Source organism: Terriglobus sp. YAF25 (genome assembly GCF_052113305.1).
GTDB lineage: Bacteria > Acidobacteriota > Terriglobia > Terriglobales > Acidobacteriaceae > Terriglobus.
Genome location: NZ_JBFRCY010000046.1, coordinates 1 through 10857, shown reverse-complemented (window position 1 = coordinate 10857; position 10857 = coordinate 1). Strand labels below are relative to the sequence as shown.

The window sequence follows — 10857 nt, the reverse complement described above, 5'->3', positions numbered from 1 at the left end:
GACCAGCATGCAGCAGACGCTGGTAACCGTGCCGATAAGGCCAACCAGGTTGCCTCCACTGCCAGCACCCGTACGGATGCTCTGCATGGCACCGTCCAGAACCTCGACCAGTTCAACAAGGTAAGCGACTCCGCCATCCCGTTCGCCAAGGGCAGCACGAAGCTCGGACCGAAGGGCAAGGCTGAACTCGATGCCATGGCCGAGAAGCTCGCCACCGAGAAGGGCTACATCATCGAAGTGCAGGGTTACAGCGGTTCTGGTGTATCAAGCTCGCAGGCAATGGCTGATTCTGTCGTACGCTACCTGGTCACCGAGCACCAGGTCCCGGTTTATCGCATCTATAGAAGTGGCCTCGGCCGTAACACCGCCAAGGCTGAAGAGGGTCAGGAGAAGCCAATCCGTAACGGCGTATACGTATCGCTGATGCACAACAGCATCGCGAGCATGGATTCGACGTCGGCGACCGCTGCTCCCGCAACACCGGTTACCGGAACCTCGACGCCGGACACCTCAAACCGCTAAGTCTCTCCCCCAGAGCGCGGCGGGGCTCCTAAAGCCCGCCGCGAACCATCAGGATCGTTGGAACGCTGCCAATCAAGAGCGCGTCCACACCAAGCTCTCCTAACCAGAGAGAACCAAGGCAGATTGGCCCTCCTCCCGGAGGGCCGTTTTTTTGCTTAAAACAAGTTTCTTGCTACGGCAAGCCTGGGCGCCAGGATAGCGCAGCGGGCGCATGAGAGTTGCTCCGGGGCTGCCGTTAGAGCCTTTCCCTGTTGCTCTGGATATCCCGCAGGGGAATGCTCTGTCACCTCAAAACACAAAGACCGGCGCGCAGTCGCGAGCCGGTCTAAAATTCCTCTGCTTTTAACGAGCGTTTGTCCCGTCGACTTAGGGGCGACCCAGGACGCGGTCGTAGACGTAGCGATCGCTGGTGGTGCCCAAAGCCTCGTTGTATAGCACCAGAGCGCCCATCGACTCCTTCAGCTCCTCGCTGAAGCGGTGGAGATCGCGCAGATTGTCCGCCGTGGCGGGAATCTCGACGTGACCGGCCTTCAGGAACTTCTGGTAGCCCTTGTCGACCAGGCGGGCGATATTTCCCTTGAGCAGCCAGCCCGGACGGGCCGTAATCTCGGCGGTTCCGTCGGCTGCAGCACGAATCTCGGCGGCGCAACCGTACTTGGAGATGCGCTTTGCACCGTTGGCGCCGGCGGAAACATCAAACTTGTGGTTCCCCAGCGTGGACAACACGGTGTCGAACCTGGGCTGCTGCTGTGTCTTTCTGGCCATAAGCGGATAAACTCAACAACAGTGTCGCATATTGCTGCCCGCCTCGGAGCGCCCGGCGACAGGAACGGAAACCAGAGTTTTGCTGACGGAAACCAAAATCTCCGGCGCCAACACCTCTACCCTTGGCACCTCTGTGCTCGATCGGGTTGGGAATACACCACTCGTCCGTCTGGACCGCCTGACAGCCAAGCTGCCCGGCATCGTCCTCCTGGGCAAAGCCGAGTGGGCAAACCCCGGCGGCAGCGTGAAAGACCGTCCCGCCTCGAACATTGTTCTGTCCGCACAGCGCGAGGGCAAGCTCACTCCCGGAAAGCACCTGCTTGACGCCACCAGCGGCAACACGGGCATCGCCTATGCCATGCTGGGCGCGGCCATGGGCTTCCCGGTGACGCTCTGCCTGCCGTCAAATGCCTCTCCGGAGCGTAAAAAGATCCTCGCCGCTTACGGGGCGAACATTGTTCTGACCGATCCGGCAGATGGCTCCGACGGCGCCATTCGCAAGGCGCGGGAGCTGGCCGCCAGCGACCCCGACAAGTATTTCTACGCCGATCAGTACTCGAACAATAACAACTGGCAGGCGCACTACAAGACCACTGCGAACGAGATCTGGCAACAGACCGAAGGGCGTCTGACGCACTTCGTTGCTGGCCTCGGCACCTCCGGCACCTTCATGGGCACCACGCGCCGGTTGCGTGAGCTGAACCCGAAGATCCAGTGCATCTCGATGCAGCCGGACTCGCCCTTCAACGGCCTCGAAGGTCTGAAGCACATGCCCACCGCTATCGTTCCGCCGATCTACGATCCCAAGCTCGCGGATCGCCTGGTGGAAGCCTCCACCGAAGAGGCCTACGTGATGGCGAAGCGCATCGCCCGCGAAGAAGGCATCCTGATGGGTATCTCCTCGGCCGCCAACGTCGCCACGGCGCTGCACATCGCCGAGGAAGAGGTTGCCGCCGGGCGCGAGGCCATTATCGTCACCATCCTCTGCGACTCCGCAGACAAATATCTCAGCGAACGGTTCTGGCAGGAATGAAACTCCACATCACCCAAGCCGACTACGATGCCCTCCGCGCCCACGGCGAGGAGACGTATCCCCATGAGTGCTGCGGCGTTCTGCTGGGCCATGCCAAGGATGACGGCAACCATGTCTCCGCGATCGTCCGTGCCGGGAATACCCGCACCGACAGCGCGCACAATCGCTACAACATCAGCCCCATGGAGCTGATCAAGATTCAGCGCGAAGGCCGCAAACAGGGCCTGGACATCGTGGGCTTTTACCACTCGCATCCAGATCATCCGGCGATGTGGTCTTCGACCGACTTCGCCGAGGCTCATTGGTTCGGCTGCTGTTACGTCATCACCAGCGTCGACAAGGGCAAGGCCAATCTGACCAATGCCTTTCACCTCAGCGGCACGACGGAAGATGACAAAGCTTTTCAGCAGGAAGAGATTCTGATCACAAAAGCAGTTGGAGAAAACGCATGAAGATCAACATCCCGACACCGCTCCGGGCGTTCACGGACAAGCAAGCCACCGTGGAGGTAAACGGCGCCACGGTTCAGGCCGGGCTCGATGCACTGGTCGCCGCCCACCCCGAGCTGAAGAATCACCTCTTTACCCCGGACGGCAAGCTGCGCMGCTTCGTCAACGTCTACCTGAACGATGACGACGTCCGCTATCTGCCCGCCGCCGAGGCCTCCGCAGTCAGCGCCGCTGACGAGCTCACCATTATTCCTTCCATCGCCGGCGGCGCCGGCCGGACTGGCCGTCCAGGCGTAAGCGCTTCGCGCGCTCTTTGTTGTCGTTAGACAACATCCCCTTCCGACATTTTTTTCTTGTCATCCTGAGCGTAGCGAAGGACCCGCTTTTCGGGTCCTCTACGGCTCAGTCAGCCGAAGGACCATACCATGCCTGATTTGAAAGAAGTCGCACTCCCGGAACTGTCGAACGACGAAATCTCGCGCTACTCGCGCCACCTGATCCTGCCCGAGGTGGGCTTTGAAGGCCAGCAGAAGCTGAAGGCCGCCAAGGTCCTGTGCGTTGGGACCGGCGGTCTGGGCGCTCCGCTTGCCTACTACCTCGCCGCTGCCGGCATCGGCACGCTTGGCCTGGTGGACTTTGACGTTGTCGACGCCAGCAACCTGCAGCGCCAGATCATCCACTCGACCTCGACTGTCGGCCAGCTGAAGGTCGACTCCGCCGAGAAGAAGCTCAAAGACCTGAACCCGTACATGAACGTGGTGAAGCACAACGTCATGCTGCGCAGCGACAACGCCCTTGAGATCTTCAAGGACTACGACATCATCGCCGACGGCACGGACAACTTCCAGACACGCTACCTGGTCAACGATGCCTGCGTGCTGCTGAACAAGCCCAATGCCTACGGCTCGATCTTCCGCTTCGAGGGCCAGGCTTCAGTCTTCGCCACGGAGGAAGGCCCCTGCTATCGCTGCCTCTATCCGGAACCGCCACCGCCGGGTCTGGTTCCGTCCTGCGCCGAGGGTGGCGTACTGGGCATTCTGCCCGGACTGGTCGGCGTGATTCAGGCCACCGAGGTCATCAAGCTGATCCTCGGTATCGGCGAGCCGCTTGTCGGCCGCCTGCTGCTCGTGGATTCTCTGTCGATGAGCTTCCGTACGCTGAAGCTGCGCAAGAACCCGAAGTGCCCGATGTGCGGAACGCACGAGATCAAGGAACTGATTGATTACGATCAATTCTGCGGCATCGCTCCGCCGACGACCACCGGCCCGCTGGAAGTAGCGCAGCACGCCGCCGTGGGTGATGTTCTCGTACAGGACGGCATTCCGCAGATCACCGTGGAAGAGCTGAAGGCCAAGCGCGACCGCAACGATGACTTCGTGTTGCTGGATGTTCGCGAGCCGCATGAGTATCGCATTGCGAACCTGGGCGCTCCGCTCTATCCGCTGGGCGAGATCGGTTCGAAGCTTGGCGAGTTGGCGCAGTACAAGGACAAGGAAGTACTGGTCCACTGCCGCTCCGGCGCGCGCAGCCAGAAGGCCGCGCTCGAGCTGAAGGCTGCCGGCTTCTCCAACGTGAAGAACGTCGCAGGGGGCATCCTGGCCTGGGCCGAGAAGATCGACCCGACCATGCCGAAGTACTAAGTCAGTCTCTGCTCATCAAACTCCCGTTTCGGAGCTTCTGTAAATCCTGCTCTGAACGGGAGTTTTTGTGCTCTGAGCTACTCTTCTTCGTTGTTTGTGCTCGTAATTGGAACGACCGGAAATCACGTCAAATGCCGGCCCCTCCTATGTCCGGAAACTGTTCACTTTATAGATCTTCTCGATATACCGAAGGTGTTTTGCAACGTCATGGTTTCGTCCGGGCAACCCGAAGTAAACGCGGGGGCATCCAGAGCAACTAAGCATTAGTTGATGGATACCGCGCCGCGCGCACAGTTGAGCCTCAGCGACGGGATCACCACGCAGCGGAGGATCATCCGGTGAATCGCATCATGCGCAGTCCGTCTGTACGGACAACGCTCTCCTCGTTATTTCACGCCCTTCAGAGCGGTCTGCACGTTAGCGTCACTCCCTCACACTTTTACTTTCCCGTGCCGGACCTGGACTCCTTCCGCGGTAAGGACTGGAAAGAACGCCGTCCCTGTAGCGGCATCGACTTCCGTTTCGACGAGCAGATCCAACGGCTGCAGCAGGATCTGGCGCCCTATCTGGCTGAGTGCAAGTTCCCTGAAAGTTCGGTCTCCAACAATGGACATCGCTCGTTCCACTTCAACAACGGCTTCTTCGAGCATGTGGATGCAGAGATCGCGTATGCCTTCGTGCGCCGCAACAAGCCTCGCCGCATTATCGAGATCGGTAGTGGAAACACCACGATGGTGCTGGCCGCCGCCTTACGTGCCAATCGGAAAGAGGGCTTCCCGGGTGAGTTGATCAGCATCGAACCGCACCCTGCGCCGTATCTCAAACATGGCATCGATGGCTTGACCCAGTTGATCGAAAAGCCGGTACAACAGGTCCCACTCGAGTTCTTTCATCAGCTCGAAGCCAACGATATCCTCTTCATCGATTCCACGCACGTAGTCTCGGTCGACAGCGACGTGCTCTATGAATGCCTGCGCATCCTGCCTGAGCTCGCCGAAGGTGTCCTGGTTCACCTGCACGACATCTTTACGCCGCACGATTACCCGCAGAAGTTCGTGATGACCAATCTCTGCTTCTGGGGAGAGCAGTACATGCTCGAGGCCTTTCTTTCTTTCAACCAGGCCTTCCGCGTCATGTGGTCCGCAAGCGCACTTCAGCACGAACACTGGAACGAGCTTGAGGCCGCCTTCCCGGCGTGGAAAGACAGCTACACACGCATGCCCGCGCAGCTAAAGATCTACGCACCCACACTCGATGGAAAGAATGTGTGGCCCAACAGCTTCTGGATTGAGCGCGCTGCTCGATGATGCAAATGGCGTTGCCTGACGTGGGCATGCCCTAGAGCAATTCTCCTAATACTGTGGTGTTGGAGAAATCTGCGAATGCCGTTTTCTTCGAAGGAAAACGGCGCAAACTGCAAACGCTTCGCTCTACACCTTTAGGAGAACTGCACTAGCCTCTTCGATATACCGCGACCTCGCGCAACGAATGCGCAATGGCTTCCAGGCATCGCCGGCTCCCGGGGGTTGCCGGCACCTCTATCTGCATCTTGCGGCAGAGAGAAGCCAGCATCTGCGACCCGATACGGTCGATCGTATCCGGATCCAGGTCAGGAATCCGGGCGACGAAGGCTTCGATCATGACCAGATCTTCCGTCGAGAGCTTTGCAATCACAGATGGATCGAACTCAACGCCATGCGCCACATGCATCGCATGATTCTGCACCGGGGCGGGCTCGGGAGCGATCGTAATGCTGCGGCTGGAATAGGCTGATCCAGCCCCTGCGGTCTCCTCCTGACGGACAACGATGGTGCCCGCAAGCAGATCGCCCAACCGCTTGTTCTGCTTGCTGATAACGATCGTGAAGATCCCGATGACGTAAGCCGTCGGCATCATATCGATAATCCGCAGGAAGTTCCGCGCCATTGCCTCGAAGAGCGTGATCTGTCTGCCCGTGTCTTTAATGACGCGGATGCGGTTCAAACGCTTTCCCGGCGTCTGTCCATTCCAGAAGGCTTCAAACAGGGTGTAATAGCCCCAGAAGAAGAGAAAGTTCACGAAGATCAGGCCGGCCGTCAGCCACATGCCGGTGCGGTCTGAGACCTGGTTCAGCCGCTCGGCGCCTCCGGCTGACGCAAACGCCAGGCTGATGACGATGACCAGAAATATATAAATGCCACCCTGAAGAAGCAGGTCAGCTAGGTGCGCCAGCATACGTGAGCCGAGGCCGGCCACGGGAAAACTGAGTGCTACCTGCTCGGGTGTGTCGATGCTAAGCTGATCTCGATATTGATGGGTGCTCATGATCTCGAATGCCTGGTTAGAACAGCGTAGGGCCTCCTGGGCCAAATTGGAATTCCTGATTCAGCAGGCAGAGAAATTTCGTTTGAAGCACCTTACCGCCGAGGAGCTCTCCGAGTTCGGCCTGCTCTACCGCCAGGCTGCCGCCGACCTCTCTGCTGCCCGAAGCGACCGTTCCGCCAAAACTACCGCCGAATACCTCAACCGCCTGGTCAGCCGGGCCCATCATCTCGTCTATGCAGGCCGCAAGACGACACTGCGCGGTATGCTGCGGTTTTTCACTGATGACTATCCACGCATCTTCCGTGGGCTGCTTCCCTTCACGGCAGCATCCCTGCTCATCTTCCTCGGGGGAGCCCTGCTGGGAACGCTGCTCACACTGGCGCGGCCGGAGTTCATGCGGGAGTTCCTCGGCCCATCGATGGTGAGCACCATCGAGAAACATCAGATGTGGACCGACTCCGTGGTCGCCATTAAGCCGCGCGCCTCGGCAGCGATCACGACAAATAACCTCAGCGTTACCTTCTTTACCTTCGCGGGAGGTATCGCCGGCGGTGTCTTCACCGTGTTCCTCCTGTTCAATAATGGCCTGCTGATGGGAGTCGTCAGTACAGCCTGCGCGCAGCATCATATGTCCCTCAGCCTGTGGAGTTTTGTCGCAGCACACGGCGCGCTGGAGCTTCCCGCGATCTTCATCGCCGGGGGAGCAGGACTGCGTATTGGCTGGGGTCTCCTGTTTCCCGGACTGCTCTCGCGCCGTGAATCCCTCGTGCTCGCCGGGACCGAAGCCGTCCGTCTGCTCGCCGGCACCATCCCGATGCTGCTCATTGCCGGCACACTGGAAGGCTTTGTTTCACCCACCAAGGCGCCGCTGGCGCTCAAATTCGGCATCTCCGCCACTCTGCTCACCCTGCTTTGGTTGTGGTTAGGACAGAACCGCGACCAGAAAGCCTTGGATACCGTCTCGGAACCAGCGCTCGCCTAAAGCATTTCTCCTGTAGGTGGAGTGTAGGGATCCCGTATCTATGGGCGTTTTCCGCAATGAAAACGCCGCTGCACCCCCTTCCGGGATACCCAGCAACAGGGAAAACTGCCCTAAAGCGTTCCCTGCGATTTGATCTCCAGATAACGGTTGATGGCGGCGATGCCTGCCTTTTCCGGAGATGTCTCCACCACCAGGACCCCGCGGCGCTGTAGCTGCGCCACGATCAGCCTGCGGCGCGCAAGCATCTCATTGGCCGCAGTCACGGCAAACATCTCAGTCGCATTGCGAGGCTGCTGCCGTGCAAACTCCGTCAGTTCGGGATGCTCGAGCAACACCAGCACGACCAGGTGCCGCTTCGCGAGATCGGCAACCGCGAGCGATACGTCAGGCGCAGAGGCACTCTCCGCCATCTCGGTGATCCAGAAGACGAGCGACCGCTGGGTCTGGAGCTGACGGAAGCGGGCCGCAGCCAGCCGATGATCTGCTTCGGCATGCTCCGAATGAACCATCGACAAGGCATCGAGCATACGGCGCAGATGTGGTGCTCCCTTCGATGGGGAGATCTGTTGCTGGATGCGCCGGCCATAGGCAAGCAACGCGCTACGGTCGCCGGCGCGGTCCACCACCTGAGACAGGCGCATCGCTGCCGAGACCGCCTGATCCACCTGTTGCAGGTGCAACCGGTCATCATGCGCCCGCTCCTGGAAGCCGACCATCGCCGAATTGCCATGGTTTGATCCGCCAACCTTCAACTCAAACGATGTCCGTGACAGTCGCCCGGCATCAATGACAGTCCATACCTGTTGCGACCGTTCCGTGCGGAAGGTGCGTGTGATGGGTTTGCCGCGACGTGCGGTCGCTGTCCATGAGATGTTCCGCAGTTCATCGCCCTGCTGATAGTCACGTAGCGACTCAAACTCGCGGCCGAGGCCGATGCGGCCTCGCCTCCGCTTCTCCAACTCGATCTGACGCGCACGGATCAGAAAAACATCGTCGGCTGTGCCGACGGCCTGCGGCACGACACGAATCGTCTGTTCCAGGGGCACAAGCGAGCGACCCTCCGCCAGGCCCAGGATCGACCGGTAACGAAGATAGACGTGGTCCAGCTTCATCTCACCACGTTTGGCCGGAAAGGTCGGGACACGGATCTCCGCCAGTTGGTTGCGGAAGATGGTAATTGCCTGCAGCGGAGGAACCAGCGAGAGTGCGGGATGCAGCCCGTCCATGACCGCGACACGCATCCGGCCGCTCCCAGCCTGTTCGATCTCCAACACAATATCCGTCCGCTCACCCAGCATCGGTGCATGGACAAATCGCCGTCTGACGGTAAAGATGCCGGCCTTCGGTAGACGCCAGGCATCGATCGCAGCCAGCACAAGAATGATGCCGTCCCATACGGGCATCATCCAGAGAGTGTGCGACAGAAAGAACGCGGGAATCGCAAACAACACGCCTGCCGTCAACAGCCACAGGGCGCGCGGCGTAAGAGCAAATGCGAATAAGCGCCAACGCTGGCTTTTCAGCGTAGCGGATGCCGCAACCGGTTCTGGGATCAGCGTCTGCATTCGAACCTATTTGGGAACCGGGGAAGCCGCCAACACGTCGTTCAAAACGCGGTCCGGGTCAAGACCTTCCAGTTCTGCTTCGGCCTTCAATTGCAGGCGGTGCCGCAGACATGGAATCGCGGCCGCCTTGACGTCGTCCGGCAGCAGGAAATCGCGGCCATCTTTGGCGGCGTACACCTTCGCGGTGTTCAACAGAGCGACGGCTGCGCGTGGTGAAGCTCCCAGGGCCAGCGCGGGCCACGAACGCGTGCGGCGAACAATTGACAGCAGATACTGAAGTACCTGCTCCTCTGCTTCGACGGCGCGCGCCTGTGCCCGTGCCGCGGAGATCCAGGCCGGATCGACTGGATCGATCGGTGTCTGTTCCAGCAGGCCGCCGGAGGCATGGTGCCGTTCCAGCACCGAAAGCTCTTCAGCTTCCGACGGATACCCGATTCTGATCTTCAACAGGAAACGATCGAGCTGGGCCTCAGGCAGAGGATAGGTTCCTTCAAACTCCACCGGGTTCTGCGTAGCAAAGACCGTAAAGTACGGATCGAGTACATGGCGCACGCCATCGGCCGTGATCTGTCTCTCTTCCATGCACTCCAGCAGTGCAGCCTGCGTGCGCGGAGGCATACGATTCACCTCGTCGGCCAACAGGAACTGCGTAAATGCCGGCCCCTTGTGAAAGACAAAGGCATTGTGGGACGGCATGAAAACATTTGTACCGGTGATATCGGCCGGCATCATGTCCGGAGTTCCCTGGATGCGACGATAGTCGAGCGCCAGCCAGCGCGCCAGCGACTTCACTGCCAGCGTCTTCGCAACGCCGGGTACGCCTTCAATAATGGCGTGTCCACCGGCGAGCAGCGTCACCATCGCCTGCTCGATCAGCTCATGCTGTCCTGCAAGGACCTTTCCCAGTTCCTGCGAGCCGTGCTCGAAGAGAGCCTGGACGGCATTGGTTCCAATCTGCTCCTCGGGGAGCAACTGTTCATGTTCGGACAAAGAAATTCTCCTTGAAAGCCGTGGATTTCACAGACACCCGCTGCTCCAACTCTTCCATAACCTGATGGAAACGTTTGACCACCGTAAGAGCGACTGCAGGCGAAGTCCGCTTCAATGTTTCTGTCTCTTCTAAAAGCGGGATGATATCGGGCGAGTCATAGTTGAAGCGTTCGCGTAGCGAAGCTGCAATCGCAGGCGCGCCCTCCCGCACCGTTTCACGCCCAATACCGCACTGCTGTTCCAGCATGTGAATCAGGCGCAGACGCGCATCTGCAATCGCCGCTTCTCCCGCACCCGCCTTGTGATACAGATTGCCCATCGAATAGGCGAACTCAAGCGGTGAGGTACGCGGCGTAGTTGCCAATGTCCGTAATGGACCGTGTCGCCATCCATACGCCAGGAAGAGAAAGAGCAACACCGCCAGAAGCTGCAGCACCAGTGCGGTCAAGGGGATGCCTTTGGTTTTGCTCCACGGCGAGAGCGGTAACGGCTGCGCATCGGCTTCGTTGAAGAGAATCGTGCGATCCGTGCCTCCGATACTCGCCATCAGTAGTCGCAGGTTCGCATCGTCGTGCAGACCACGATTGGTGATCGGCTCTACTGAAGC

The 10857-nt window shown here is 59.6% G+C and carries 12 protein-coding genes; 7 read left to right on the top strand and 5 right to left on the bottom strand.

Annotation, left to right across the window (positions count from 1 at the left end; all coding sequences use genetic code 11):
* The coding region (locus tag AB4043_RS03130; RefSeq protein WP_442306487.1) for an OmpA family protein at positions 1-522 on the top strand (522 nt) is incomplete at its 5' end.
* A gap of 366 nt (positions 523-888) precedes the next feature.
* On the opposite strand, the gene AB4043_RS03125 is transcribed toward AB4043_RS03130, so the two are convergent.
* Entirely contained in the window at positions 889-1287 is a 399-nt protein-coding gene (locus tag AB4043_RS03125; RefSeq protein ID WP_442300597.1) for a hypothetical protein, read from the bottom strand.
* A gap of 79 nt (positions 1288-1366) precedes the next feature.
* Between AB4043_RS03125 and AB4043_RS03120 the strand changes: the two genes are divergently transcribed.
* The 5 genes from AB4043_RS03120 (at position 1367) to AB4043_RS03100 (ending at position 5716) form a co-directional block, all read left to right on the top strand.
* Entirely contained in the window at positions 1367-2320 is a 954-nt protein-coding gene (locus AB4043_RS03120) for a PLP-dependent cysteine synthase family protein (RefSeq protein WP_442300596.1), read from the top strand.
* Complete coding sequence (locus AB4043_RS03115; protein ID WP_442300595.1) at positions 2317-2772, top strand: M67 family metallopeptidase; 456 nt, start codon at positions 2317-2319, stop codon at positions 2770-2772. Before AB4043_RS03120 ends, AB4043_RS03115 begins: the two co-directional genes overlap by 4 nt.
* On the top strand, positions 2769-3095 hold the full coding sequence (locus AB4043_RS03110; RefSeq protein ID WP_442306486.1) for a MoaD/ThiS family protein: 327 nt from the start codon (positions 2769-2771) through the stop codon (positions 3093-3095). Before AB4043_RS03115 ends, AB4043_RS03110 begins: the two co-directional genes overlap by 4 nt.
* A gap of 99 nt (positions 3096-3194) precedes the next feature.
* Positions 3195-4409, top strand: coding sequence for a molybdopterin-synthase adenylyltransferase MoeB (gene moeB, locus AB4043_RS03105; protein WP_442300593.1), 1215 nt, complete (start codon positions 3195-3197; stop codon positions 4407-4409).
* Between the two features lie 338 nt (positions 4410-4747).
* Positions 4748-5716 carry a class I SAM-dependent methyltransferase gene (locus tag AB4043_RS03100; RefSeq protein ID WP_442300592.1) on the top strand — a complete coding sequence of 323 codons (969 nt, stop codon included), beginning with the start codon at positions 4748-4750 and terminating at the stop codon, positions 5714-5716.
* A gap of 145 nt (positions 5717-5861) precedes the next feature.
* On the opposite strand, the gene AB4043_RS03095 is transcribed toward AB4043_RS03100, so the two are convergent.
* Positions 5862-6713 (bottom strand): RDD family protein, encoded by an 852-nt coding sequence (locus AB4043_RS03095; RefSeq protein ID WP_442300591.1) that lies wholly within the window; start codon positions 6711-6713, stop codon positions 5862-5864.
* An 82-nt stretch (positions 6714-6795) separates the two neighbouring features.
* Between AB4043_RS03095 and AB4043_RS03090 the strand changes: the two genes are divergently transcribed.
* Entirely contained in the window at positions 6796-7695 is a 900-nt protein-coding gene (locus tag AB4043_RS03090; protein WP_442300590.1) for a stage II sporulation protein M, read from the top strand.
* 110 nt (positions 7696-7805) lie between these two features.
* On the opposite strand, the gene AB4043_RS03085 is transcribed toward AB4043_RS03090, so the two are convergent.
* The 3 genes from AB4043_RS03085 to AB4043_RS03075 form a co-directional block, all read right to left on the bottom strand.
* Positions 7806-9260, bottom strand: a complete 1455-nt coding sequence (locus AB4043_RS03085) for a DUF58 domain-containing protein (protein WP_442300589.1) — start codon at positions 9258-9260, stop codon at positions 7806-7808.
* A 6-nt stretch (positions 9261-9266) separates the two neighbouring features.
* On the bottom strand, positions 9267-10250 hold the full coding sequence (locus AB4043_RS03080; protein WP_442300588.1) for an AAA family ATPase: 984 nt from the start codon (positions 10248-10250) through the stop codon (positions 9267-9269).
* Positions 10237-10857: hypothetical protein (locus tag AB4043_RS03075; RefSeq protein WP_442306485.1), on the bottom strand; the 621-nt coding region annotated here is incomplete at its 5' end. The genes AB4043_RS03080 and AB4043_RS03075, both read right to left, overlap by 14 nt.

Coding starts and splice junctions, on each gene's coding strand:
- AB4043_RS03115 (WP_442300595.1), top strand. CDS start 2,317: ATGAAACTCCACATCACCCAAGCCGACTACGATGCCCTCCGCGCCCAC.
- AB4043_RS03085 (WP_442300589.1), bottom strand. CDS start 9,260: ATGCAGACGCTGATCCCAGAACCGGTTGCGGCATCCGCTACGCTGAAA.
- moeB (WP_442300593.1), top strand. CDS start 3,195: ATGCCTGATTTGAAAGAAGTCGCACTCCCGGAACTGTCGAACGACGAA.
- AB4043_RS03095 (WP_442300591.1), bottom strand. CDS start 6,713: ATGAGCACCCATCAATATCGAGATCAGCTTAGCATCGACACACCCGAG.
- AB4043_RS03125 (WP_442300597.1), bottom strand. CDS start 1,287: ATGGCCAGAAAGACACAGCAGCAGCCCAGGTTCGACACCGTGTTGTCC.